The 25,421-nt window shown below is 68.1% G+C and carries 13 protein-coding genes and 1 pseudogene; 3 read left to right on the top strand and 11 right to left on the bottom strand.

Features of this window, described 5'->3' with window-relative positions:
* Window positions 1-135: 135 nt before the first annotated feature.
* The 6 genes from AC1DSO_RS09990 to AC1DSO_RS09965 form a co-directional block, all read right to left on the bottom strand.
* A complete protein-coding gene (locus tag AC1DSO_RS09990) occupies window positions 136-2,586 on the bottom strand; it encodes an FkbM family methyltransferase (RefSeq protein WP_477068677.1) in 2,451 nt (816 codons plus the stop codon).
* Window positions 2,565-4,583 (bottom strand): O-linked N-acetylglucosamine transferase, SPINDLY family protein, encoded by a 2,019-nt coding sequence (locus tag AC1DSO_RS09985; RefSeq protein WP_477068676.1) that lies wholly within the window; start codon window positions 4,581-4,583, stop codon window positions 2,565-2,567. The genes AC1DSO_RS09990 and AC1DSO_RS09985 overlap by 22 nt, the downstream gene beginning before the upstream one ends.
* A 154-nt stretch (window positions 4,584-4,737) precedes the next feature.
* Window positions 4,738-12,147: an ice nucleation protein gene (locus AC1DSO_RS09980; RefSeq protein WP_477068675.1), complete on the bottom strand. Its 7,410-nt coding sequence runs from the start codon at window positions 12,145-12,147 to the stop codon at window positions 4,738-4,740.
* 368 nt (window positions 12,148-12,515) lie between these two features.
* Window positions 12,516-14,819: a glycoside hydrolase family 3 N-terminal domain-containing protein gene (locus AC1DSO_RS09975; protein WP_477068674.1), complete on the bottom strand. Its 2,304-nt coding sequence runs from the start codon at window positions 14,817-14,819 to the stop codon at window positions 12,516-12,518.
* Window positions 14,820-14,890: 71 nt separating this feature from the next.
* Window positions 14,891-16,237: a dicarboxylate/amino acid:cation symporter gene (locus tag AC1DSO_RS09970; RefSeq protein ID WP_477068673.1), complete on the bottom strand. Its 1,347-nt coding sequence runs from the start codon at window positions 16,235-16,237 to the stop codon at window positions 14,891-14,893.
* A 97-nt stretch (window positions 16,238-16,334) separates the two neighbouring features.
* The gene (locus AC1DSO_RS09965; protein WP_477068672.1) at window positions 16,335-17,129 is read right to left on the bottom strand and encodes a DUF2306 domain-containing protein; all 795 of its coding nucleotides are present in this window, start codon (window positions 17,127-17,129) and stop codon (window positions 16,335-16,337) included.
* Window positions 17,130-17,247: 118 nt separating this feature from the next.
* On the opposite strand from AC1DSO_RS09965, the gene AC1DSO_RS09960 reads away from it, so the two are divergent.
* Together AC1DSO_RS09960 and AC1DSO_RS09955 are read left to right on the top strand one after the other, a co-directional pair.
* Window positions 17,248-18,282, top strand: a complete 1,035-nt coding sequence (locus AC1DSO_RS09960; protein WP_477068671.1) for an AraC family transcriptional regulator — start codon at window positions 17,248-17,250, stop codon at window positions 18,280-18,282.
* Between the two features lie 101 nt (window positions 18,283-18,383).
* Window positions 18,384-19,517: an acyltransferase family protein gene (locus tag AC1DSO_RS09955; RefSeq protein ID WP_477068670.1), complete on the top strand. Its 1,134-nt coding sequence runs from the start codon at window positions 18,384-18,386 to the stop codon at window positions 19,515-19,517.
* 116 nt (window positions 19,518-19,633) lie between these two features.
* Here the strand turns inward: AC1DSO_RS09955 and AC1DSO_RS09950 are convergent, their stop codons facing one another.
* Window positions 19,634-20,989: a sugar MFS transporter gene (locus AC1DSO_RS09950; protein WP_477068669.1), complete on the bottom strand. Its 1,356-nt coding sequence runs from the start codon at window positions 20,987-20,989 to the stop codon at window positions 19,634-19,636.
* Between the two features lie 212 nt (window positions 20,990-21,201).
* On the opposite strand from AC1DSO_RS09950, the gene AC1DSO_RS09945 reads away from it, so the two are divergent.
* Window positions 21,202-21,369 carry a hypothetical protein gene (locus tag AC1DSO_RS09945; RefSeq protein ID WP_477068668.1) on the top strand — a complete coding sequence of 56 codons (168 nt, stop codon included), beginning with the start codon at window positions 21,202-21,204 and terminating at the stop codon, window positions 21,367-21,369.
* On the opposite strand, the gene AC1DSO_RS09940 is transcribed toward AC1DSO_RS09945, so the two are convergent.
* The 4 genes and pseudogenes from AC1DSO_RS09940 to AC1DSO_RS09925 all read right to left on the bottom strand — a co-directional run.
* A complete protein-coding gene (locus tag AC1DSO_RS09940; RefSeq protein WP_477068667.1) occupies window positions 21,339-23,249 on the bottom strand; it encodes a hypothetical protein in 1,911 nt (636 codons plus the stop codon). The genes AC1DSO_RS09945 and AC1DSO_RS09940 overlap by 31 nt on opposite strands.
* Window positions 23,246-23,683, bottom strand: a complete 438-nt coding sequence (locus AC1DSO_RS09935) for a GtrA family protein (protein WP_477068666.1) — start codon at window positions 23,681-23,683, stop codon at window positions 23,246-23,248. The genes AC1DSO_RS09940 and AC1DSO_RS09935 overlap by 4 nt, the downstream gene beginning before the upstream one ends.
* 1 nt (window position 23,684) lies before the next feature.
* On the bottom strand, window positions 23,685-25,187 hold the full coding sequence (locus AC1DSO_RS09930) for an NAD(P)/FAD-dependent oxidoreductase (RefSeq protein WP_477068665.1): 1,503 nt from the start codon (window positions 25,185-25,187) through the stop codon (window positions 23,685-23,687).
* A 141-nt stretch (window positions 25,188-25,328) separates the two neighbouring features.
* Window positions 25,329-25,400: pseudogene (locus tag AC1DSO_RS09925) on the bottom strand (hypothetical protein); the annotation flags it as partial.
* Window positions 25,401-25,421 lie beyond the last annotated feature (21 nt).

Genomic DNA, 25,421 nt, shown 5'->3' with positions numbered 1-25,421 from the left:
CCCCTCTGGGGGAGGGGRACCGCCGAACGGCGGTGGAGGGGGCTAGCCGCAAGCGCCGTATCGCTTCGCGACCCCCTCCGTCTCGATGCGTATTCGCATCGATCCACCTCCCCCTAATGGGGGGGAAGAAGCGCCCTATTCCTCCAGCGTCGACGTATCGAAGCCGTGGTACAGCGACAGGAACCGGAAGGGATGACCCGGCACGTACTCGCTGAACATCACATTGTTGATGTCGCTGAACGTGTCGAAGGCCCCGATCGTGACGTCCGGAACGTGCAGCGCCAGGTGATGCCGAGCCAGGTTCAGGGCCACCTGGTCGATCCACCGCGTCACGGTCTCGCGCGACAGCCGCTCGTCCAGATAGGCCCGCAGCCAGCGCAGCAGAATTGCCGTCGCCGGGGTCGGGCGGGCCAGCAGCAGGTTGGCGGTGATGCGCGAGCCGGCCTGGATATTGCGGTCGTTCTCGTTAATCACCAGATCCGCGTGCGACCATTGCTCCAGCAGGTCCGAGACGCCGCGCTGCAGCAGCAGGTCGATGTCGGACACGAACACCGGCCGCTGCAGCAGCTCCAGCAGTCCGCCCAGGCGCTGGAAGCGCACCGACTGGTAGTGGGCGACAGGGATCTCGATCAGGCCCTTGGGCGGGGCTTCGTAGCAGAGGGTCTTCACGCTCGAGGCGTCGAAACCGTCTCCGGTGAAGATCACCCGCGGATCGTCGATCCCCACCGTCGCGGCGGCCTCCGCCAACCGTTCCCCGCCGCCGATCACGTGAAGGACGACCAGGAACGGCACGTCGCTGTGCTTGAGCACCGACAGCGCCAACCAGCGGCCGTAGAGCTCGACATAGCGCTCGTCGGCGGCGGCGAAGAACACCGCCTCGACGCCCAGAGCGTCGGCGTGGGCCTTGAGACCGTCACCGTCGAAGGTCTGGCCGTCGCCGGTCAGAAAGGTCTGGGGACCGTCGTCTGGCGCGTCCGGCGTGGGCCCGTCGAGATTCGCGCCGGTCAGGGAGTCCATCACGACGCGGTAGTGGATCACCCAGTCGGTCCACTCCGGCGTCGGCGCCTGGACGTCCATGGCCGCCGCCTCGGCCAACAGGGCCTCGAACAGCTCGAGACGCTCGCGGGTCAGGGGCTCGCACAAGATCAGGCTGACGGCGTCGTGGTAGAATTTCATCCGCCCCAGCGGATGCAGGCCCGAGCGCGGATCGCGCGCGGTGGCGACCGCCTGGGCCAGTTGCGCGGCGACGTCGATCCCGGCCTCTTCGGACGACGCCTCGGGCGCCAGACTCCCCTGGTCGGCGCCAGGGACCACGCCCTCGAAGAAGCGGCCCATCAGGGCCAGGGCCTGCTCGCGTCCGGGAAGGGACCCTTCCCCGCCAAGAACCTCGAACCGCAGCCCGCCGCGCCAGCCGACCTGCAGCTCGAATTGCCGCGAGGCCTGTTCCCAGACCGTCTCGCCCGGGAAGGTCAAATGCTCGATCAGCGGCGTCTTCGGCGCCAGGACCAGGACGCCCTCGACGCTGTCCACGCCCCAACGATGGTGGGCGAAGCCGCGATGCGCGCCTTCCGGCTTCAAGACTTCCAGATAGCGCGACGGCGTGGTGATCCAGCCCGCCTCGGCGACCAGCGACAACCGCTCCAGCAGCACCGACGGTCGCGCCAAAACCTGCAGCGCGTGAGGGGCCACGGCGTAGTCGAACCGCCCTTCACGCGCCACGTGCGCCAGGACCGTGCGATAGCTGTCCGGATCGGAAAGGTCGCCCGGAAATTCGACGCCCGTCCCGCCCAGAGTGGCGTCGCGCAGGTCCTCGGGCCAGCCGGGGGGCCCGCCCCCGATCAGCAGGATGCGGAAGTTCGCGTTCTGCGCCTTGCGCGCCCGCAGGTGGGCGACGAGGGCGCCCAGATCGTTCAGCGATGTCAGTCGGTCGAACTGCGAGGGGCGCGCCGCGCGGCGCTTGAACAGCACATCCATCTGCAGGATGCCCTCGCGTATCTCCTCCATGCGGTGGAACTCGGTGACGTCGGCCGGGGCGAAACCCATGGACGCCAGTTGGGCGAACACGTCCTCGGCGGGCGGCGCGCCCTCGTTGAAATTGACCAGCGAGATTTCGACCAGGATGTAGTCGGCCTKGCGCAGCACGGTCTGTCCGCCGCGCAGGACGTCGAGTTCCGATCCTTGGGTGTCGATCTTGACGAAATCGAAGCGGCGACCGGCGAACAGGTCGTCCAGCCGGACCTTGGGCGCCGTCTGGCGGATCATGATCTCGTCGCTGAAATAGCGCGAGTTCTCACGGTACAGCGAGGTTCCGGTCGATTGCAGCCAGTCCTTGGACAGGAACAGCTCGGCCTCGCCGTTCTCGTCGGACGCGGCGACCATGTGCCGCTCGAACGGCGTCCGGGCGAGCGCCTCCTCGCAATAGGGATTGGGTTCTACCAGGGTCGGAACGCAGTCTGGAAACGCCTGCAGGAAGTCGCGACTGAAGTCCCCCACATTGGCCCCGATATCGAGGATATGGCGGGGGGCATAGCCGTCCAGCTTCAGCGCCTCCAGCTGCTGGCGATTCACGGGGCTTCGCCCTCCCACAGCCGGTGATCGGCGGGGATGGCCTTGACCTGATGACGCCGGGCCAGCTCGTGGCGGTAGAGAGCGTGCAGGTCGGGTTCGGCCTGCATCTCGCGATCGTCGCGGTCCAGCGCCAGACCGATATCGAGATAGGTGTCGAGATTGATCAGGTTCGGTCGAGGCCGCTGGCCGGCCTGATGCTCGGCGATCATCTCGTCATACAGGCCTTCCAGCTTGACGGTCAGCAGATCCATGTCGAACAGCACGCAGGTGTCGCGGTTGGCCTCCAGCGTCGCGCGCAGGGCCTGGGTCCTTTCGCGGTCGGCGCCGAGCTCGACGGCTTTCTCGACATAGGCCCGCGCGCTGTCGACCACCAGTTCGGGCAGGCCCGCGCTGCGCACCAGGCTGCCGCAGACGCGCGAGGCGAAGCAGCGGCCCGACCAGGTCAGCATCGGCACGCCCATCCACAGGGCGTCCGAGGCGGTGGTGTGGGCGCCGTAGGGGGTGGTGTCCAGGAACAGGTCCGCCAGACGATAGCGCGCCAGGTGGGCGGCGTTCGGCATCTTCGGCGCGAAGATCAGGCGCGTGCGATCGACGCCCCGCGCCTCGGCCGCGTCGCGCAAACGGGCGTTGGTCTCAGGATTGCTGTCCAGCAGCCACAGGACGCTGCCCGACGTACGCTTGAGGATCTCCATCCAGCGGTCGAACACGTGCGGGGTGATCTTCTGCGTGCCATTGAAGCAGCAGAACACGAAGTCGTCCTCGGGCAGGCCGGCGTCGGCGCGGGTCGGGACGTTTTCGTCGACCTTTCGGCGCCGGTCGTTCGGTTGGTAGCAGGGGATGCGGCGGACGGCTTCGGAGTAGTAGAGCTCCATCTCCGGCGGAATGATCCACGGATCGGCGATGATGTAGTGGTGGTAGTCGCTGCCCATGGTCCCGGGATAGCCCAGCCAATTGACCAGGATCGGCGCGGGGCGGCGCGCGAAAACGGCCGTGCGGGCGTCGCGGGTGTGGCCGTTGACGTCGACCAGAATGTCGATGCCGTCCTCGGCGATGCGCTGGGCGGCCTCGTCGTCCGTCATCGGACGAATGTCGGTGAAATGCTCGACGGCGGCGCGGATGCGGGTGTTGAGGCCGTCGCTGGACTCAGGGCCGCAGTAATAGGCGAAGACTTCGACCTTGGACTTGTCGTGCACTTCGAACAGCTCGGCCATCAGATAGCCGACGGCGTGGTCGCGCAGGTCCGATGAGATATAGCCGATGCGTGGCCGACGGCCCGCGAGATCGATCGGAGCGTCGCGGCGGTCGGCCCGGACCTGTTCGGGCGTGGCCTTGGCCTCGCGCTCGCTGAACCGGTTGCCGGCGGCCAGATGCAGGAGGGGGTCGTCGGTATAGGCCGCGATCGACAGCGGGTTGACGCCCTCCAGCAGGGTCTTGCGGTCTAGGCGGTCGCTGGGCCGCAACGCCGGCCATTTGCATTGGCTAAGACGCGTCGCCACCAGCTGGCCGATCACGTCCATCGCATGCGGATCCAGGTCGGCGGCCCGCTGAAGGGCCATCTCGGCGCGGGCGGGCTGGTGGATCTCGCCCAGCAGGCGCGCGATCTGCTTGAGGCAGGTGAAGGCGTAGCTGACGCCCATGCCGTTCATGACGGCGGGGCGGTTGGCGCCCGCCTCCCAGGTGACGATCGCCAGCTCGTGCAGCCCGGCGCGCTCCTGCAGGCCGCCCAGGTTCACATAGGCCGGCAGAAAATCGGCGTTCAGGGCGATAGCGGCTTCCAAGGAGGCCGCCGCTGCGGCGTTGTCGCCCAGGGCCGCCTGCAGGACGGAGCGGTTGAAATGCGCCACGCACAGCTGCGGATGGTCGGGATTGAAGCGGATCCAGACCTTGTAGGCCTGGTCGGCCAAGGCCGGTTGCCCCCCCTGCCCCAAGGTCGCGGCCAGGGTGATCACATCGCCGAGCGGGCAATTCTCGGCGGTCAGCTTGCTGAGCATATCCAGCGTGTCGACGTCGGCCATTGTCTTCCTGAAACCGGTGGGCGGCCGACAGCCACGCGCGAACATGGCGCGCGAGTCAGCCGAACACGATCATGGCATGGGGAAGGACGCTCGACCAATGGCCGAGACGTTGTCCGCCGCCCGCGCCGGTGGGCGCGAGCGGCGGAGGTCAGGATCAGCTGACGTTCAGATACGCGGTGATCTGGGCGTCGCTCAGGCTCTGCACCTGGGTGGCGGTCAGGGCGTTGGCCTGGGTGCTGGACATCGCCGAGATGTTGGTCGTCGACAGATAGTCCAGTTGGGTGGAGGTCAGGCCGGACAGTTGCGTGGACTGCAGCTGGCCGATCTGGGTGGTGTTCAGAGTGTCGATCACGGTCGTCGACAGCGCGCCCAGCTGGGTCGAGGTCAGCGACGCCAGTTGGGTGTCCGCCAGGTCGCTGACGTCGGTCGCGGAAAGGCCCTTCAGCTGCGTTCCCGTCAGACCCTTGATCTGGGTCGTCGACAGGGCGGCCGTTTGGGTCGAGTCCAGCGCCGAGACGTTGGTCGCCGACAGGGCCGCCAGCTGCAGGATGCTGAGCGCGGCGATCTGGGTGTCGGCGAACTGGCCGATATCCGTCGTCGTCAGGCTCGACAGCTGCGTCGCGGCCAGACCCTTCACCTGGGTGCTGTTCAGCGTGCCGACCTGGGTGCTGTCCAGAGCCGAGAAGGCGGTCGCCGTCAGCGCGCCCAGTTGCGAACCGTTGAGGGCGCCGATCTGGGTGGTCGACAGCTGCTGCGCCTGGGTCGTGGCCAGGGCCCCGATCTGGGCGTTGGTCAAGGCGGCCACCTGGGTGTCGGCCAATTCGCCGATGTCGGTGGTCGTCAAGCCCTTCACCTGATCGACGGTCAGGCCCTTTACCTGGGTGGCGGTCAGCGCCGCCGTCTGGGTAGCGTCGAAGGCCGAGAGATTGGTGGTCGACAGAGCCGCCAGCTGGCTGGTGGACAGGGCCTGGATCTGGGTGCCGGCGAGCTCGCCGATATCCGTCGTGTTCAGGCCCTTCAGCTGGTCAACCGTCAGGCCCTTGACCTGGGTGGTGGTCAGCGCCGCCGTCTGGGTGCTGTTCAGGGCCGAGACGTTGGTCGCCGTCAGGGCGCCGATCTGGCCGGCCGACAGGGCCGACAGCTGGGTCGTGGCCAACTCACCGATGTCGGTGGTGGTCAAGCCCTTCAGCTGCGTGGCCGTCAGGCCCTTGACCTGGGTCTCGCTCAGCGCCGCCACCTGGGTGGCGTTGAGGTTCGAGAAGCCCGTGGCGGTCAAGGCGCCCAGCTGGGTCGAGGTCAGAGCGCCCACCTGGGTGTCGGCGAGATCACCGATGTTGGTGGTGTTCAGGCCGGCCAGCTGGCTGCTGTTCAGGCCCTTGATCTGGGTCGTCGACAGCGCGCTCACCTGGGTGGCGTTCAGCAGGCTGACATTGGTGGCCGCGATCGCCCCGATCTGGGTGGCCGTCAGGCCGCCGATCTGGGTGGTCGATAGTTCCTGCACCTGGGTCGAGGCCAAGGCCCCGATCTGGGCGGCCGAGAGCGCGCCGACCTGGGTCGACGAAAGCTCGTCGATGTCGGTGACCGACAGGCCCTTCAGCTGGGTCGTCGACAGCGCCTGCACCTGAGTGTTGCTCAGCGCCGCGACCTGAGTGTCGGCCATGGCCGAGATGTTGGCGGCCGAGATGTTCTTCAACTGATCCGCGGTCAGGGCGCCGATCTGGGTGGTCGCCAGCTCACCGATGTCGGTGGTGGTGAGCCCCTTCAGCTGATCGGCGGTGAGGCCCTTGATCTGGGTCGTCGACAGCGCCGCCACCTGGGTGGCGTTCAGGGCCGAGAAGCCCGTGGCCGTCAGCGCGCCCACCTGGCTCGCCGTCAGGGCGCCGACCTGGGTGTCGGCGAGATCGCCGATGTCGGTGACCGTCAGGCCCTTCAGTTGCGTGGCGGTCAGACCCTTCACTTGGGTCGTATTCAGGGCCGCCGTCTGGGTGGCGTCCAGGGCCGAGAAGGCCGTGGCCGTCAGCGCGCCCAGTTGGGTCGACGTCAGCGCGCCAACCTGGGTGTCGGCCAGTTCGCCGACGTCCGTCGCGGTCAGAGCGGCCAGTTGGCTGTTGCTCAGGCCCTTGACCTGGGTCGTCGACAGCGTGCCCACCTGGGTGGCGTTGAGCGCCGAGAAGCCCGACGTCGTCAGGGCGCCGACCTGGGTCGGGCTGAGCGCGGTGATCTGGGTCGTCGACAGCTGCTGGGCTTGGGTCGTGGCCAGGGCGCCGATCTGAGCCGTGGTCAGGGCCGCGACCTGGGTGTCGGCGAGATCGCCGATGTCGGTCGTCGACAGACCCTGGATCTGGGTGTTGGTCAGGCCCTTGATCTGGGTTGCCGTCAGGGCCGTCGACTGGGTCGACGACAGCGCCGAAAGGTTGGCGATCGACAGGTTCTTGATCTGATCGGCGGTCAGGGCCGCGACCTGGGTGTCGGCCAGCTCGCCGATATCCGTGGTCGTCAGGTTCTTCAGCTGATCAACGGTCAAGCCCTTGATCTGGGTGGTCGACAGCGCGCCGACCTGGGTGGCGTCCAGGGCCGAGAAGCCCGTGGTCGACAGCGCGCCGATCTGGGACGCGGTGAGGGCGCCGACCTGGGTCGTGGCCAGCTCGCCGATGTCGGTGACCGTCAGACCCTTCAGCTGTGTCGCCGTCAGACCCTTGATCTGGGTCTCGGTGATCGCGCCGACCTGGGTGCTGTTCAGCGTCGAGAAGCCGGTGGCCGTCAGCGCGCCCAACTGGGTCGCCGACAGGGCCGCCACTTGGGTGTCGGCGAGGTCGCCGATGTTGGTGGCCGTCAGGTTCTTCAGCTGGTCAGCCGTCAGGCCCTTGACCTGGGTCGTCGACAGCGCACCGACCTGGGTCGCGTTCAGCTGGGCGACGTTGGTCGTCGAGATGGCCGCGACCTGGCTGGCCGCGAGGCCGCCGATCTGGGTGGTCGACAGTTCCTGCACCTGGGTCGAGGCCAGGGCCCCGATCTGGGCGACGCTCAGGGCGCCGACCTGGGTCGCCGACAGTTCGTCGATGTCGGTGACCGACAGACCCTTCAGCTGGGTCGCCGTCAGGCCTTGGATCTGGGTGTTGCTCAGCGCCGCGACCTGGGTGTCGGACAGGGCCGAGACGTTGGCCGCCGAGAGGTTCTTCAGCTGTTCGGTGGTCAGAGCGCCGATCTGGGTCGTGGCGAGCTCACCGATGTCGGTGGTCGTCAGGCCCTTCAACTGGTCTGCGCTCAAGCCCTTGATCTGGGTCGTCGACAGCGCGGCCACCTGGGTGGCGTCCAGGGCAGAGAAGCCCGTGGCCGTCAGCGCCCCAAGCTGGGTCGGCGTCAGGGCGCCGACCTGGGTGTCAGCCAGCTCACCGATGTCGGTGACCGACAGGCCCTTCAGCTGGGTCGGCGTCAGGCCCTTGACCTGGGTGGAGTTCAGCGTCGCCACCTGGGTGGCGTTCAGGGCCGAGAAGCCCGTAGCCGTCAGCGCGCCCAGCTGGGTCGGCGTCAGGGCGCCGACCTGGGTGTCGGCGAGTTCGCCGATATCCGTGGTCGTCAGGTTCTTCAGCTGATCAACGGTCAGGCCCTTGATCTGGGTGGTCGACAGCGCCGCCACCTGGGTGGCGTCGAAGGCCGAGAACTTGGTCGCGCCGATCGCGCCGATCACGGTGGAGCTGAGGCCCGAGATCTGCGTCGTCGACAGGTTCTGCACGTTCAGCGCGGTGACCTGGGCGGACGTCAGGGCCGAGATCTGGGTGTCGGCCAGCTCACCGATATCGGTCGTCGTCAGACCGGCGATCTGGGTGTTGGTCAGACCCTTGATCTGAGTGACCGTCAGGGCCGCGGTCTGAGTGGCGTCCAGCGCCGACACGTTGGTCGCCGAGAGGTTCTTGATCTGGTCAGCGCTGAGGGCGCCGATCTGGGTGTCGGCCAGTTCGCCGATGTCGGTGGTCGTCAGACCCTTCAGCTGATCGGCCGTCAGGCCCTTCACCTGGGTGGTGGTCAGAGCCGCGACTTGGGTGCCGTTCAGGGCCGAGACGTTGGTCGCCGTCAGGGCGCCGATCTGCACGGCCGACAGGGCCGCCAGCTGGGTCGTCGCCAGCTCGCCGATGTCAGTGGTCGTCAGGCCCTTCAGCTGGGTCGCCGTCAGGCCCTTGACCTGAGTTTCGCTCAGCGCCGCCACCTGGGTGGCGTTCAGGGCCGAGAAGTTGGTGGCGTTCAGGGAGCCCAGCTGGCTGGCCGACAGGGCCGCGAACTGGGTGTCGGCCAAGTTGCCGATGTTGGTCGTGTTGAGGCCGGCCAGCTGGCTGCTCGTCAGGCCCTTGACCTGGGTCGTGCTCAGCGCGCCCAGCTGGGTGGCGTCCATCAGCGAGACGTTGGTCGCGGTGATCGCGCCGATCTGAGTGGCCGTCAGGCCGCCGATTTGCGTGGTCGACAGCTCCTGCACCTGGGTCGAGGCCAAGGCGGTGATTTGGGCGGCCGAGAGCGCGCCGACCTGGGTCGACGACAGCTCGTCGATGTCGGTGACCGACAGACCCTTCAGCTGGGTCGTCGACAGCGCCTGGACCTGGCTGTTGGTCAGGGCCGTGACCTGGGTCTGGCTCAGCGCCGAGACGCTGGTGGCCGTGAGATTCTTGATCTGATCAGCGGTCAGGGCGGCCACTTGGGTGTCGGCCAGCTCGCCGATGTCGGTGGTCGTCAGGTTCTTCAGCTGATCGGCGGTGAGGCCCTTGATCTGGGTCGTCGACAGCGCCGCCACCTGGGTGGCGTTCAGGGCCGAGAAGCCCGTGGCCGTCAGCGCGCCCACCTGGCTCGCGGTCAGGGCGCCGACCTGGGTGTCGGCGAGATCGCCGATGTCGGTGACCGTCAGGCCCTTCAACTGCGTGGCGGTCAGACCCTTGACCTGGGTCGTGGTCAGGGCGGCGGTCTGGGTCGCGTCCAGGGCCTGCAGGCCGGTCACGGACAGCGCGCCGACCTGGGTCGAAGCCAGGGCCGCGATCTGGGTGGTCGCCAGCTCGCCGATGTCGGTCGCGTTCAGGGCGGCCAGCTGCGAAGCCGTCAGGCCCTTGACCTGGGTCTCGTTCAGAGCGCCGACCTGGGTGGCGTCCAGCGCCGAGAAGTTGCTGGTCGAGAGCGCGCCCACCTGCACGGCGCTCAGCGCGCCGATTTGGGTGGTCGACAGGCTCTTCACATTGGTCTGGCTGAGCGCGGAGATCTGCGAGGCGGCCAGGGCCGCGATCTGCGTATCGGCCAGTTCGCCGATGTCGGTGGTGCTGAGGCCCTGCAGCTGGGTCGTCGACAGACCCTTGATCTGCGTGCTCGTCAGGGCCGCGACCTGGGTGCCGGCCAGGGCCGAGATGTTGGTCGCCGTCAGGTTCTTGATCTGGTCGGCGCTCAAGGCGCTGATTTGGGTCGTCGACAGCTCGCCGACGTCCGTGGTCGACAGGCCCTTCAACTGGTCGGCCGTCAGGCCCTTGATCTGGGTCGTGGTCAGGGCCGCGACCTGGGTGCCGTTCAGGGCCGAGACATTGGTCGCCGTCAGGGCGCCGACCTGGGCGGCGGTCAGGGCCGCGACCTGGGTGTCGGCCAGCTCGCCGATATCGGTGGCCGTGAGGCCCTTAAGCTGGGTGGCCGTCAGGCCCTTGATCTGGGTCTCAGTGATCGCCGCCACTTGGGTGGCGTTCAGGGTCGAGAAGCCGGTCGCCGTCAGGGCGCCCAGCTGGGTCGAGGACAGGGCCGCGACCTGGGTGTCGGCGAGATCGCCGATATTGGTGGTGCTGAGGCCGGCCAGCTGGGCGGTCGTCAGGCCCTTCAGCTGGGTCGTGCTGAGCGTGCCCACCTGGGTGGCGTCCAGCTGGGTCAGGTTCGTCGTCGAAAGCGCGCCGATCTGGCTCGAAGACAGGCCGCCGACCTGGGTGGTCGTCAGCGTCTGGACCTGGGTCGTGGCCAGGGCGCCGACCTGGGCGGTCGTCAGGGCGCCGACCTGGGTCGACGAGAGCTCGCCAATGTCCGTGGTCGTCAGACCCTTGACCTGGGTCGTGGTCAGGGCGGCGACTTGGCTGTTGGTAAGCGCCGTGACCTGGGTCTGGTTCAGGGCCGAGATGTTGGCGGCCGAGAGATTCTTGAGCTGCTCGGCGGTCAGGGCCGCGACCTGGGTGTCGGCCAGCTCACCGATGTCGGTGGTGGAGAGCCCCTTCAGCTGGTCGGCCGTCAGGCCTTTGATCTGGGTCGTCGACAGCGCCGCGACCTGGGTCGCGTCCAGCGCCGAGATGTTGGTGGCGTTCACGCTGGCGAGCTGGGTGGCCGCGAGCGCCCCGACCTGGGTGTCGGCCAGTTCGCCGACGTCCGTGACCGACAGCCCCTTCAATTGGGTCGCCGACAGGCCCTTGACCTGGGTGGTGTTCAGCACCGCCACCTGGGTGGCGTCCAGGGCGGAGAAGGCGGTCGCCGTCAGAGAGCCCAGTTGCGTGGCGCTGAGCGCCCCGATCTGGGTGGTGCTCAGTTCGCCGACGTCCGTGGCGTTCAACGCGGCCATCTGGGCGACGGTCACGCCCTTGATCTGCGTCTCGTTCAGCGCCCCGACTTGGGTGGTGTTCAGGGCCGAGAAGTTCGTCGCGCTGAGCGCGGCCACTTGGGTCGAGCCCAGCGCGGCCAGTTGCGTCGTCGCCAGCTGCTGGACCTGGGTCGAAGCCAGGGCGCCCAGCTGCGAGGCGTTCAGGGCGCCGACCTGGGTGTCGGCCAGCTCGCCGATGTCGGTGGTCGTCAGGCCCTTGATCTGGTCGTTGGTCACGCCCTTGATCTGAGTGACCGACAGCGCCGCCGTCTGGGTGGCGTTCAGGGCCGAGAAATTGGTGGCCGACAGCGCGCCCACCTGGGCGGCCGAGAAGGCGCCGACCTGCGCGGCGGACAGCTCGCCGATGTCGGTGGTGGTCAGGCCCTTCAGCTGGGTCGGGGTCAGCGCCGCGATCTGGGTGGTGCTGAGCGCGCTGACCTGGGTGGCGTCAAGCGCCGACAGATTCGTGGTCGTGAGCGCGGCGAGGCGGTCACCCGCCAGGGCGCCGACCTGGGTCGAGGACAGTTCGCCAATGTCGGTGGTCGACAGACCCTTCACCTGGCTGGCGGTGAGGCCCTTGATCTGGGTCTCGTTCAGCTGCCCGACCTGGGTGGCGTCGAAGCCCGAGAAGTTGGTGGCCGACAGCGCGCCGATCTGCGTCGAGCTGAGGACGGCGATGTGGGAAACGTCGAGCGAGGCCAGCTGGGTCGAGGTCAGGGCCGAGACCTGCTGGGTCGAGAGCTGGGTCAGCTGGGTGACGTCGAAGGTCACCGAAGTGGCGAACTTCGGGATCTGGGCCGCGGTGAGCGACTTGACCTGGGTGGTGCTGAGCGCGGCGACCTGGGTGTCGGCGAGCGCGCCAATCCCGGTTGCGCTGATCGCGGCGACCTGGGTCCCGCTGAGGGACTGGATGTCCGTCGTCGACAGGCCTTGGATCGCGGTGACCGTGAGGCTCGAGATCTGGGCGGCGGAAAGGCTCGAGATCGACATTCATCCATCCTTGCTGGGTGGACGCGCCCCGAGCACGTCACGAAGCAATGGAGACGCCCCCCAACTCAAGCGTCCCGACAACAAGCCGCACTACGGCCTGATCGGCGTAACCTTATTTCCTTTCCAAGACCTTTCAACGAGACATGCGGCCGCAGCGCTACTCCCGCGAGCGACCGCGCTCCAAAACGAGCTGAATCTAGGCGCTAGAATTGCAGCAAACCCTTGCAAGACAAGGATCTACCTGGACCTGGATCATCCGATCACTGTTCTGAACCACACGCATTTTGCTTGTCGGCGACCAGTCCAGCCGCGGCGAAAAGCCGCGCCCGCCACATTCAGGACGGATTTCTTAACGGATTGATTCGGCGTCAGCCCTGCCCCGCCGCCAGCAACTCGAAGCTCGCTCCCAGCCCATCGACCGAGGAATTGGCGATCCAGACGTCGAAAATGCCTGGCTCGGCGAGCCAGTAGTCGTTGTCGCCGACGAACATCAGGTTCTCGCGCTCCAGCTCGAATTTGACCTCGCGCTCGGCCCCCGGGGCCAAGGACACCCGCTGGATGCCTTTCAGTTCGCGCACCGGTCGTGTGCGGCTGGCGACGCGGTCGCGGATATAGAGCTGGATCACGTGCTCGCCGTGGACCTGGCCGATGTTGCGCACCTTGGCCGTGATCCGCAGGGTGTCGTTCCAGCCCAGGCGCGTGGCGCTGAGCTTCACGTCCGAGACCGCGAAGCTGGTATAGGTCAGGCCGAAGCCGAACGGATACAAGGCGTCGTTGCGGATCGATCTCCAGCGCGCCTTGTATTCCTGACCGTTCGGGTCGGTGGGCGCCGGGCGTCCCGTGGTGCGGCCGTTGTAGAAGAACGGCTCCTGGCCGCTGTCGATCGGGAAGCTGACCGGCAGGCGTCCCGACGGGTTCACCGCTCCGAACAGGACGTCGGCCACGGCGTTGCCCATCTCGCTGCCCAGGAACCAGGTGGCCAGGATCGCGGGCGCGTCGCGGACCACGCCTTCCAGGGCGATAGCGCGGCCGTGGCGCAGCAGGACGACGACCGGCTTGCCGGTGGCTGCGATCGCCTCGGCCAGGCGCTGCTGCACGGCGGGAATACGGATGTCGGTGCGCGACTTGGCCTCGCCGGTCATGTCCTGGCTTTCGCCGATCGCCAGCAGGACGATGTCCGCGGCCTGCGCCGCGGCCACGGCTCGCTCGAAGCCACCGGCGATGGTGGTCTCGACCTCGCAGCCGCGCTCGACGATCAGACCGTTCGGATCGGCCAGCTGGGCGCGCAGGCCCGTGGCCAGGTCGACGTTCAGCCGCCGGTCGGCGAAGAAGCCTCCCCAGGCGCCCAGCACGTTCTCGCGATCGTCGGCGAACGGACCGATCAGCGCCAGGCGCTTGCCGGCCTTGGGCAGAGGCAGCAGGGCGCGGTCGTTCTTCAGCAGCACGATCGAGCGGCCGCCGGCCTCGCGGCTGAGCGCCCGCATCGCCGGCGTGGCCGTGTGCGCGGCCTCGGCCTTGGGGTCGAGCGAGCGATAGGGATTGTCGAACAGGCCGATCGCCTCCTTCAGCGACAGCACCCGGCGGACGGCCGCGTCGATCGTCGCCATCGGCACCGCGCCCGAGGCGACCAGTTCCGGCAGATGGCGGATGTAGAGGCCGCTCTGCATGCTGATGTCGACGCCAGCCAGGATGGCCAGCCGCGCGGCGTCGCGGTCGTCGGCGGCGAAGCCGTGGGCCACCAGCTCCTGGTCGGCCGTGTAGTCGGAGATGACCACGCCCTTGAAGCCCCACTCTCCGCGCAGCAGGTCGGTCAGCAGGCGCTTGTTGGCGGTGGCGGGCACGCCGTTCACGTCGTTGACGGCCGACATCACGGTCAGGGCCCCCGCGGCGAAGGCGGCCTGGAACGGCGGCAGGTGCACCTCGCGCAGGGTCGCTTCCGAGAGCTCGACGGAATTGTATTCCAGCCCCGCCGTCACCGCGCCATAGGCGGCGAAGTGCTTGGGCGTGGCCAGCATGCTGTCGTCGGCCTTCAAGTCCTTGCCCTGGAAGCCGCGCACGCGGGCGGCGGCCATCACCTCGCCCAGGAAGACGTCCTCGCCCGAGCCCTCGGCGACGCGCCCCCAGCGCTGGTCGCGGGCGACGTCGACCATTGGCGCGAAGGTCCAGTGCAGGCCCGTGGCCGTGGCCTCGACCGCCGCCGCCCGGGCAGTGCGCTCGGCCAGGTGCGGGTCGAAGCTGGCGGCCTCGGCCAGCGGGATCGGGAACACAGTGCGGAAGCCGTGGATCACGTCGGCGGCGAACAGCAGCGGGATCTTTAGGCGCGAGCCTTCGACCGCGACCTTCTGGGTGTCGTAGGCGGCCTGAGCGCCGACGCCGTTCATCAGCACGCCGATCCGCCCGGCCTTGATCTCGGCGGTCAGGGTCTGGGCGTTGCGGATGTTGACCAGCGGGTTCATGTCGCCGATCGGCGGCCGGATCATGTCGGCGAAGCATGACAGCTGGCCGGCCTTCTCCTCGATCGTCATCTGGGCCAGCAGGGCCTCGACGCGATTGGAGGCCCGGGCGAAGGCGCGCGGGGTCGCAACGGCCAGGCCCGCAAAGGCGGCCGCGCCGGACAGGAAGCCGCGCCGGCTCGCCCCCACAGGGGCGCCGTTCGCCGTCTTCAAAGTCATGGAATCCCCCGGGGACGCTTCACCAAGCCGGCAAAATCGCCGCTAAAACCCCGCGGCGCAACCGCGCTCGCCTATTCGGCGGGATGCAGGGTCGCCTCGGCCGGAACGCGAGCGGCGTTGTAGATGTCGAGGTCCAGGATCCCTTCCCGCTTTGACACGATGGTTGGGACCAAGGCCTGGCCCGCGACGTTCACGGCCGTGCGGCCCATGTCCAGGATCGGATCGATGGCCAGCAGCAGGCCCGCGCCTTCCAGCGGCAGGCCCAGGGTCGACAGGGTCAGGGTCAGCATCACCGTCGCGCCGGTGAGGCCCGCCGTGGCGGCCGAGCCGATCACCGAGACGAAGACGATCAGGAAATAGTCCGACACGCCCAGGTGCACGCCGAAGAACTGGGCCACGAAGATCGCCGAGATCGCCGGATAGATGGCCGCGCAGCCGTCCATCTTGGTGGTCGCGCCGAACGGCACGGCGAAGGCGGCGTAGGCGCGCGGCACGCCCAGGCTGGTCTCGGTCACCGCCTCGGTCACCGGCAGGGTGCCGACCGACGAGCGCGAGACGAAGCCCAATTGGATCGCCGGCCAGGCGCCCTGGAAGAACTTCACCGGATTGAGCCCGTTCAGCGCCAGGATCGTCGGGTAGACGACCAGCAGCACCAGGGCCAGGCCGAGATAGATCGCGCCGGTGAAGGCCCCGAGCTGGCCCAGGGTGGTCCAGCCGTACTGGGCCACGGCGTTGCCGAACAGGCCGATGGTGCCGATCGGGGTCAGGCGGATCACCCACCACAGCACCTTGCGCACGATGGCCAGGGCCGAGGCGTTGAACTTCAAGAAGGCCTCGCCCGCCTCGCCGACCTTCAGGGCCGCGACGCCGGCGACCAGCGAGATCACCACGATCTGCAGCACGTTGAACGACAGCGAGGTCGTGGCCGCGCCGGCGTCCGAGATCTTGGTCGAGGCGGCCAGGCCCAGGATGTTGGCGGGAACCAGGCCGGTCAAGAAGTCCAGCCACGAGCCGTGGGTCTTGGGCGCCTTGGCGGCCGCGGCGGCCACCGAGGTGTGCAGGCCCGGCTGCAGGATCAGGCCGAGGGCGATGCCGATCAGCACCGCGATCAGCGCGGTGACGGCGAACCAGAACAGGGTCCGCCAGACCAGGCGGGCCGCGTTCTGCATCTGGGCGATGTTGGCGATGCTAGCGACGATGGCCGTGAACACCAGCGGCGGCACCAGGGTGCGCAGCAGCTGGATGAAGATCGCCCCGACCTGGTGCAGGGTCTCGGCCAGGACGTAACCCGCCTGCCCTTCCGCCGGTCCCAGGTTGCGCGCCAGCAGGCCAAGGCCCAGACCGACGACCATGGCGGCCAGGACCTGGACCCCGAACCCGCTGATGAAGCGGCTGCTTTTGGCTTGGGCGGCGGCCATGCTCGTTCCTTGGCAACTCAAGGCATCAATGTCGTGCCGGCCGGTGGGATTTACGAGCGAGGTTTTTCCACAGGCCCCCTCAGGAAAACTGATCTGCCTAAAGACGCGGCAGCCACAGGCCGACCAAAGCCAGCAACCCGCCCGCCGCCGTCGCCAAGGTCGCCACGGCCATCCCGCCGGCCATGGCCCACTTGGCGAGCGCTCCGCCCTTGTCGCGCGCCAGGAGATACAGCTCCAGCACGGCCAGGGGCAGCAGGAGGTGGGCGAAGGCCAGGAAGATGTCGAACGGGCCGTCGAAGACGTCGGTGTGACCGACCGGCCCACGATTGGCGGCGAACCACAGCATCATGCCCAGGCGATAGAAGAAGACGCCCAGCATCAGGACGAAGGCCCGCAGCGCCCAGCGTCGGTGAAGGTCGAACCGCCGCTTCATGGCGAACCGCAGCGCCAGGCCTGCGCAGGCCATCAGCAGCACCGCGTTCAGCGTATTGCCGATCGTCATATAGACCCCGGCCACAGCCCCGCGCGCGAAGGCGACGTAGAGACCCGAACCCGCGATTGCGAAGGCCACCACGACGAAGATCCGCCCGTTCCAGCGATGGAAGGCCGGGACCCTAGCCCGCAGCGCGGGGACCAGCTGCATCGCGCCGGCGAAGGTCACGAACACCGCCATCAGCAGGTGGACGCCCAGCGCCAGGTTCCCCGCCGTGTCGCCTGGGGTGTAGCCATGGCCGCTGGGCAGCACGGCGTTCCAGCGTTCCCAGTTCCCGGTCGCCGCGCCAACGCCGTAAAGGCCGACGATATAGATCCCGAAAGCCCAGAGCCCTCCGATCAGGGCGACGAACCAGGCGGAGGCCGAAAGACTCAGCGCCTTGGCGGCGGTCGACTTCATACGCAAACCCTGTCCTGACAAGCATCTCGGAGCCAGGCTAGGGATCGACGCCGACCACAGCCATGACGCGCGGCGCCACGAACTTGACCCTGGCGATCACCCTGCTACCGCTCGGCGCATGGAGAATGCCCCCAACGAGACTGTGCGAGCCCAGGCGACCGTATCGGGTGGGTTCTTCAGCGCTTTGCTGGCGTTCGCCGGGTCGCTGGGCGCGGATCGGGAGGCCTTGCTGGCGCGCACCGGTGTCCGCCCGGCCGACTTCGCCGACCAGGACGCCCGCGTGCCGCTGGCGGCCTACAAGGCGCTCTATCGGGCCGGCCAGGCGATGACCGGCGAGCCGGCCCTGGCCCTGAAGTTCCCCGAGGCCACGCGCTTTGAGCAGATCTCGATCGTCGGCCTGATCTGCCAGTCCGCCGACACCATGGGCGGGGCATTGAAGCAGCTGAACCGCTTCTCGCGGCTGGTGGTCGAGGTCGATGGCGTCTCGGACGGCCCGCGCTTCCAGCTGGCGCGCCGCGACGGCGAGCTGTGGCTGGAGGATCGCTGCTCGAACGCCGAGGACTTCCCCGAGATGGTCGAGGCGGCGCTGGCCCGGTTCGTCTGCGAGGTGACCCGCCACTATCCAGACTTCGCCTTCGTCCGCGCCGTGCACCTGACCCGGCCACGCCCCGCCCACGCGGCTGAGTACGAGCGGATCCTGCGCGCGCCCGTGACCTTCGGCGCCGCCTGGAACGCGCTGCGGATCGAGGAGGCGTGGTTGGCGCTCGAGATCCATCGTCCCAACCGCTACGCCTTCGGCATGTTCAACAGCCGCGCCGACGCGCTGCTCAAGAGCCTCGAGGCCTCGAAGACCACGCGCGGCCGGGTCGAGGCCTTGCTGATCCCGTTGCTCCACACCGGCGAACTGGCCATGGACGACGTCGCTAAAGCGCTCGGTATGAGCCGCCAGACGCTCTATCGCCGCCTCAAGGCCGAGGGCGCTAGTTTCGATCAGGTTCTGGACGCCCTGCGCCGCGAGATGGCCGAGACCTATCTCGAGCGCCTGTCAGTCAATGAGACCGCCTACTTGGTCGGCTTCTCCGAAACCAGCGCCTTCTCGCGGGCCTTCAAGCGCTGGACCGGCGTGAGTCCCCGGAGCCGGAAATCAGGTTGAGCGACACGCCGGCGCAACTTCTCGTGAGGCCGCCTCCGCCCTCTCGACAGCCTCTGGCGAACCGCCGCAACTGCCTTTGAGACCAGGGCTTGGGGGCGATCATGCGGGTGGCGGACTATGCGAGCGCGGCGGCCGACGTCGGAGCGCTGGCGACGCGTTCAGCGCGAGCGGTCGGCCCCGACCTGCTGCGCGCCGTGGCCGTCCTGATGGTCATGCTGTGGCACCTGGCCAAGCCCGCACGCGTCGGTGTGCTGGCGGACGCCTGGCCCTGGGGCTGGCTCGGCGTCGACGTGTTCTTCGTCCTCTCGGGCTACTTGATCGGCGGCCAGCTGATGGCGCGACTGGCGCAAGGCCGGCGGATCGATTTCGCCGACTTCTACCTGCGCCGGGCCTTCCGCATCCTGCCGGCCTTCCTGGTGGTCCTGGCCCTATATCTGTTGATCCCGACCATGCGCGAGGGCAAGGCCATGTTGCCGGCCTGGCGGTTCCTGACCTTCAGCATGAACTGGAACCTCGACGCCAAGGCGACCGGCACGTTCAGCTCGGCCTGGTCGCTGTGCGTCGAGGAGTACTTCTACCTGCTCGCTCCGTTGACCCTGCTGGTCCTGCGCGGCCGGGCGAAGTGGGCGGGGCCCGCGCTGGCGGGTGTGGTCCTGGTCGGCGGCATGGCGCTGCGGGCGGGACTCTACAGCGCCGTATCGGACCTGCCGTGGAACCTCTACATGGCCAAGCTCTACTATCCGACCTGGGTGCGCCTGGACGGCCTGTTGCTGGGCGTGCTGCTCGCCGCCGGCCGGACATTCCGCCCGCGGACGATGGCTCGCTGGCTGCCGGCCTGGACGGCGCTCATCTGCGGCCTGTTCGCCCTGGCGGGCGCCTTGATCGTCGTCGGCTATGAGGGCCCGTACATGGGCTTCGCGGGCTCGGTCTTCGGCTATCCGCTATTCTCGCTCGCTTGCGCCTTGCTGCTGTCGGCCTCACTCGACGCCGAGCCCTGGCTGGCGCGCCTGCCGCTGCCGGGCGTCGGGATGCTGGCGACGCTGTCCTACAGCCTCTACCTCGTCCACAAGCCGGTCTACACGCTGGACAAGGCTTGGCTGGGAGCCGGGGCGCTGACCGGCTTTCCCGCCCTGGCGCTCTACGCCTGCACGGTCTTGGCCGCCGCCCTGGCCCTGCACTTCGCCGTCGAGCGGCCGTTCCTGAAGCTGCGCGACCGGCTGCTGGCGCGGCGCTAGCCCTTCAGCGGCACATTCGCTGTCGTCGACAGGCTCGCCCACCGAGGCCCAAAAAAGAACCCCGGGAAGATGGACTTCCCGGGGCGCGCTTGCAGGTGCGAGTTCGTGATTTTGGGTCAGTGGCCGCTGGCCACGCCTTCCTCGATCTCGTGGGTCGGGGCCTTCTTGGCCGCGATCGAGAACCACAGGACGTAGAGGTAACAGACCAGCGGCGCGGCGAAGGCCAGCGACTTAGAGCCGGTCATCTCCTCGATCTTGCCGAAGATCRGCGGCAAGAAGGCGCCGCCGACGATGGCCATGCACAGCAGGCCCGAGGTCGCCGAGGCCGGGGCCGACGAGCGCTGCAGGGTCAGGGTGAAGATGGTCGGGAACATGATCGAGTTGAACAGCCCGATCAGCAGGGCGGCGAAGGCCGGGATCAGGCCGGTCGTCACCGGGACCGTCGCCAGCAGCAGGCTAATCTCGCCCGCGTGGGCGCTGGGGACCATGTCCTTGGTCAAGATCACGACCAGGCTGAGGGCGATCGCGCCCAGGGCCACGAACGTCAACAGGGCGTAGTCCTTGAACGACTTCAGCAAGGCCGAGCCGCCAAAGCGGCCGATCATGGCGAAGACCATGTAGAAGGTGGTCATCTTGCCGGCCTGCTCGGCCGGGATGTTGAGGATGTGCGCCTGCTCGATGAACAGCAGCAGGTTCAGCGAGATCGCCACCTCGGCGCCGACATAGAGGAAGATGCCGATCGAGCCGAGATTGGCCCACTTGGACGACAGGGCCGTCAGCGGGTTGACGAAGTGGCCGGTCTTCGGGGCGGCCTCGGTGATCAGATGGCGCACGAAGAAGATGGCCAGGATGAACAGGGCCAGGCCCGCGCCGATCGCGAAATAGACGTTCGAGACGAAGCCCAGGGCCTGCTCGCGCATCGGCTCGGTGATCGTGATCCCCTTCTGGAAGATCTCGCCCTTCAGCAGGAAGTTGGCGCCGAACCACAGGCCGCAGGCCGCGCCCAGTGAGTTGAACGACTGCGACAGGTTCAGGCGGAACGAGCTATCCTCGGGCCGGCCCATCGAGGCGATCAGCGGGTTGGCGGCGACCTGCAGCAGGGTGATGCCCGAAGCCATCACGAACAGGGCGGTCAGCACCAGGGCGAAGGTGTGCAGCTTGGCCGCGGCGATGGCGATAAAGCAGCCGACGACGATGCCGCCCAGGCCGACCATCACCGACTTGGCGTAGCCGAACTTCGACAGGAACGCCGCCGAGGGCATCGACATGACGCCATAGGCGATGAAGAAGGCGAAGCCGGTCAGGTTGGCTTCCACCGGGGTCAGGGTGAAGACCGTCTTCATGGTCTTCAGCAGCGGGTCCAGCAGGTTGGTGACCAGCGCCCAGATGAAGAACAGGCACGTCACATAGACGATAGCGAGCTTGACGCCCCCGCTCTTGGGCGCGGTCTTGGCGATCGCGGCGTCGGTCATTGGGCGACACCCCCGAAATTGAACTTCAACACCGCAATCACTGCACCACTCCCTAGTGACGATATTCGTGGAATCCGTCTTTGCGCGGACGCGCCATTCACCGGAAGCGTGACAACGTTGTCAACCATTTAGATGGTTTTTCTATTTCTGGAAGCGCTGCCAAGGGAACCGAAATTCCGTCGCGCCGCTAAATGGAATGGCAGGAGGCCATCATGTCGGTTCTGGCGATCCTAATCATCTCGAGCTTCTTCGTGCTGGCGGCGATGGTCGGCCTGGCCGACGCCTTGGTGCACTTCGTCTGCTGGGGCGCCAATCGCCTCACGGCTTCCAAGGCTCCCGACGAACCGGCTCATTCGCCCGTGCACGGAATCACCGCGTAGCGACTGGCCGTCAGCCAACCATCAAGCGTCGGCTGCGCGAACGGCGTCCGGGGGGTCCAGTCCCGCGCTTGGAGCTCTGGCTCGAGGGCCTCGTCCGTCCACCGCGCCCAGATGATCCAGGCGGGGGCGTCTGGCTGCCCGCAGAGAGCCCGCACCGCCGCGAGTCGCGGCCGCGGCGGCGGCGTCATCCGCCCCGATGGCGGGTTCATCCAATCGTCCTGGACCAGACCCAGCGCCCGCAGGCGCGCGGCGCGATCCTTCATCTCCAGCGACAAGGGCCGGGAAAATACCACGCCGGCGGATTGGACGCGGCTGGACCAGCTGGGCCGCCCCATCAGCACCCAAGGCTCGACGTCGCCCAGCAGCCAGAGCACCTCGCCAGACCGTGACGCGGTCATGGCGGTCAGAATGGCGTCGCGGCCCTGATCGTGCTCGCGTGCGAACGGCGATCGATCGTCCCAAAGCGCCAGCGCCAGGACCCCGATCCCGATCGCGCCGGCGATCCGAACGGCCCGGGGCGGAGCTTTCCATCCCGACGCCAGCCAGACGCCGACGACCAGGGCGACCGCCAGGCCTGGCAAGTCGCTGGTCCAGACGAACCCCAGGCTGAACGGCCACGTCCGCGGCATGGTCGCGAGAAAGCCCGACAGGTCGATGCCCCCCAGCACGCCGCACGCGATCGCCGACGCCGCCAGCACGCCGATCGCGGCCACCGCCATGTATTTCGGCCGGCTGAACTTGATCCGCTCGCCCCACAGCACGCACAGCAGGCCGGCGGGGGCGAGGACCAGAGCCAGATGGCCCACATTGCGGAACATCCAGGCCACGCCGAACAGGGTCAGCCCCCATAGGCTAAGCGGCCCGCGCCGGGGCAGCTCGGCGGCCAGCATGGCCAGACAGGCGGCGGCCAGGACGGCGGTCGGCTGTAACATCCGCCAGGTCTGCAGTTGCAGGAACAGGAGCAGCGAAACGCCGTCGCCCAGCACGGCCGAGACGGCCACGCCCAAAAGGCCGGCGGCCAGGGCGCCCAGGGCCAGCCGCTGGGGCGCGCCGCGCAGCAGGACGGCTCCCGCCCCCAGGCCGCAGACGTGCAGCGCCATCAGGCTCCAGGTCTCGATCGGCCATTCCGAAGGAAAGACGATCGGGCTGCGTTTTTCGACAATGGCCCGCCAGATCGGGTCCATGAGGGTGACGACGCGATCGGCCAAGGGCAGGCGCAGCAGGCCGGCGATCGTGACCAGCGCCACAGCCGCGAGGGCGGCCCACAGCCAGCGGCGGTCCTCCAGGCACAAGGCCAGGCCGACGGCCGCGGCCGAGCAGAGGCCCATGATCGGGTGAAACAGCATGCCGACGGCGCAGGCGGCCAGGCTCAGGATCCTGTGCCCCGACAGATACGCCGCCATGCCGGCCAAGCCCGCGGCCTCGGCCAGGCCGCGCGGCGTTGCGTAGGGCTCGGCATAGCCGATGGCGTTCAGCGGCCCGTACAGCGGTGGCAGCACGACGACGAAGACCAGCGCCGCCCAGCGGACGGCGGGCGGGCGGTCGGCCAGGAAGCGTTCGACCATCCAGGCGGCCGCGGCGAACCAGAGCGCCAGGGTCAAGGCCACGATCGCCATGGCGCCGCTGCTCAGGCCCAGCAGGTCGATCAGCCGGGCCAGCAGCGGCGTGTAGAGACTGAAGCCGAACTGGCCGTCGTGGACGAACATCAGGTCCTGGCCCACGCCGGACGGGTCCAGCTTGGCCAGGGCGGCCGCCACATAGAGGCGGCCGTCGTGATAGACGCCCGGATAGGCGCGGCTCAGGAGAAAGAGGCCGAAGGCCGCCAGCAGCCCCGGCCAGGCCCCCTTGGCCCAGGAGGAGACGCGGTCGGCCGGGCTCACGGCCGCGCGGCGTCGACGCGGGGCGCGCGGAACAGCAGCGCTCGGCGGACGGTGAAGTTGAACAGGAAGACGACGCCCGCGGTCGGGATCTTGGCCAGGCCGGGCGTCCAATGCAGGGCCTCGACCCACAGCGCCATCAGGCCCTGGGTCAGGATCAGGCCCGCCAGGCCGACACCCAGAAAGCCCACGAACTCGCGCTTGCGGTCGGCGACCGGGCGGTGGCGGAACACCACCGAGACCGACAGGACATAGGTCACGCCGATCCCGCTGGTGAAGCCCGCGCCCGAGGCGACCAGATAGTTCACGCCAAGCTTGGTCAGGATCAGCAACAGGCCCCAGTCGACGCCCAACGCCAGGGCGCTGGCCAGGCCGTAGAGCGTCAGTTCCCGCAAGCCTTCGGGGAGTCGGCGCCAGAGCTGAAGGCCAAGGCCCATGCTAGGCGGCGACCTTCTTGGGCACGGCGCGTTCGCTACGCAGCGCCTCGCGGGCCCCGGAGACGCCGGCCTCACTGTACTCGGCGTCCTCGTTGACCTCCCAAACGTCGTGGACGATCTCGCCGGCGATGATGTTCTCGGCCGTCAGCAGGCCGGTCATCATGGCGTGGTCCTGGTTGTTGTACTTGTGCATGCCGTTGCGGCCCACCAGGTGCAGGCCCGGGAAGTGCATCTTCAGGTCCAGACGGATCATCTTGATGTGCTCGGCATAGGCGTCGTCATAGACCGGATAGGCCTTGTGCTGGCGCACCACGCAGGCGTCGTAGACGTCGGCCGGCTCCATCAGGCCGATCTTGCCGATCTCGCGCTTGGCCTGGGCGACCAGGTCCTCGTCCGAGCTGGTCCACAGGCCGTCGCCCTCGAAGCAGAAATATTCCAGGCCCAGGCACGTCGAGACGCCGTCCGGGATCATCTCCGGCGACCACGAGCGGAAGTTCTGCACGCGGCCGACCTTCACCGACGGGTCGTGGATATAGATCCAGTTGTCCGGCAGCTCCTTTTGCGGCTTGCCGATCAGGACCACGGTGATGAAGTCGCGGTACATCAGCTCGCCGGCGTGGAAGACGCTGATCGGGGTAGGCGAAACCGCCTGCATCAGCTCGCGGATCGGGGCCGAGGAGACGACGTCGTTGGCCGTGTAGATCTCTTTCTTGCCGTCGACGCCGGCGACCGAAACCGTCCAGATCTTGGCCATCTTGTCGTAGTGCAGGCCGTCGACCTTGCGGCCCAGACGGACCTCGCCGCCCAGGGCCGTGATCTTGGCGGCGCAGGCCTCCCACATCATGCCAGGGCCCTTGCGGGGATAGCGGAAGCTCTCGATCAGGGTCTTGGGCGCGCCCTCTCCGGTCGCCTTGGCCTTGACGCCCAGCGAGCGCTTGACGCCGTCGATGATGGCGGCGGCCAGGTCCAGACCCTTGATGCGCTGGCTGGCCCAGTCGGCCGAGATCTCATCGCAGCTCATGCCCCACACCTTCTCGGTGTAGGTCTTGAAGAAGATCGAGAACAGCTTCTCGCCGAACTGGTTGCGGACCCATTCGTGGAAGGTGGTCGGGGCGGCGATCGGCCGGAACTTGGCCCAGCCGAACGAGGCCATGCACTTGGCGGCGGTCAAGACGCCCAGATTGGCCAGGGCCTCGAAGGCCTTCAGCGGATAGGCGTAGAACTTCTCGCGATAATAGATCCGCGACAGGCGCGGGCGGTCGATGAAGTCGTCGGGCAGGATCTCGTTCCAGAGGTCGACGATCTCCTGGCTCTTCGAGAAGAAGCGGTGGCCGCCGATGTCGAACTTGAAGCCCTTGTAGTCCACGGTGCGGCTGATGCCGCCGACATACACGGGGTCCATCTCCAGCACGGTCACGCCGCGCCCGGCCTTGGCCAGCGTATAGGCGGTCGTCAGGCCGGCCGGACCGGCGCCGATCACCAGGGTTTCCACGTGCTGGGCCATCCGCCCCTCCAATCCCGTTTGGGCAATCCCATTTCAGTACAGGATGGAGCGGGATGGTTAAGGCGGGGTCGCGAGGCGTGGTGAATCCCGGTTAATTGTGAATCTGGGACGATGGGTCGCGGTGGCGGGTTGGTCACTGGCCCCCCTCCGCGCTGCGCGCTCCTCCCCCGGAGAGGGAAGAAGGAAGTCCTTCCGCCCCCTCCGGGGGCGGACGACCACGCGGAGCGTGGTCAG

The sequence above is a fragment of the Caulobacter sp. P4_E5 genome, assembly GCF_056401555.1.
This window is presented reverse-complemented; position numbering and strand designations above follow the sequence as displayed.

Excerpts from the sequence above, each read along its gene's own strand:
- AC1DSO_RS09985 (WP_477068676.1), bottom strand. The coding sequence starts at position 4,583 with ATGGCCGACGTCGACACGCTGGATATGCTCAGCAAGCTGACCGCCGAG.
- AC1DSO_RS09980 (WP_477068675.1), bottom strand. The coding sequence starts at position 12,147 with ATGTCGATCTCGAGCCTTTCCGCCGCCCAGATCTCGAGCCTCACGGTC.
- AC1DSO_RS09975 (WP_477068674.1), bottom strand. The coding sequence starts at position 14,819 with ATGACTTTGAAGACGGCGAACGGCGCCCCTGTGGGGGCGAGCCGGCGC.
- AC1DSO_RS09970 (WP_477068673.1), bottom strand. The coding sequence starts at position 16,237 with ATGGCCGCCGCCCAAGCCAAAAGCAGCCGCTTCATCAGCGGGTTCGGG.
- AC1DSO_RS09965 (WP_477068672.1), bottom strand. The coding sequence starts at position 17,129 with ATGAAGTCGACCGCCGCCAAGGCGCTGAGTCTTTCGGCCTCCGCCTGG.
- AC1DSO_RS09960 (WP_477068671.1), top strand. The coding sequence starts at position 17,248 with ATGGAGAATGCCCCCAACGAGACTGTGCGAGCCCAGGCGACCGTATCG.
- AC1DSO_RS09955 (WP_477068670.1), top strand. The coding sequence starts at position 18,384 with ATGCGGGTGGCGGACTATGCGAGCGCGGCGGCCGACGTCGGAGCGCTG.
- AC1DSO_RS09945 (WP_477068668.1), top strand. The coding sequence starts at position 21,202 with ATGTCGGTTCTGGCGATCCTAATCATCTCGAGCTTCTTCGTGCTGGCG.
- AC1DSO_RS09935 (WP_477068666.1), bottom strand. The coding sequence starts at position 23,683 with ATGGGCCTTGGCCTTCAGCTCTGGCGCCGACTCCCCGAAGGCTTGCGG.
- AC1DSO_RS09930 (WP_477068665.1), bottom strand. The coding sequence starts at position 25,187 with ATGGCCCAGCACGTGGAAACCCTGGTGATCGGCGCCGGTCCGGCCGGC.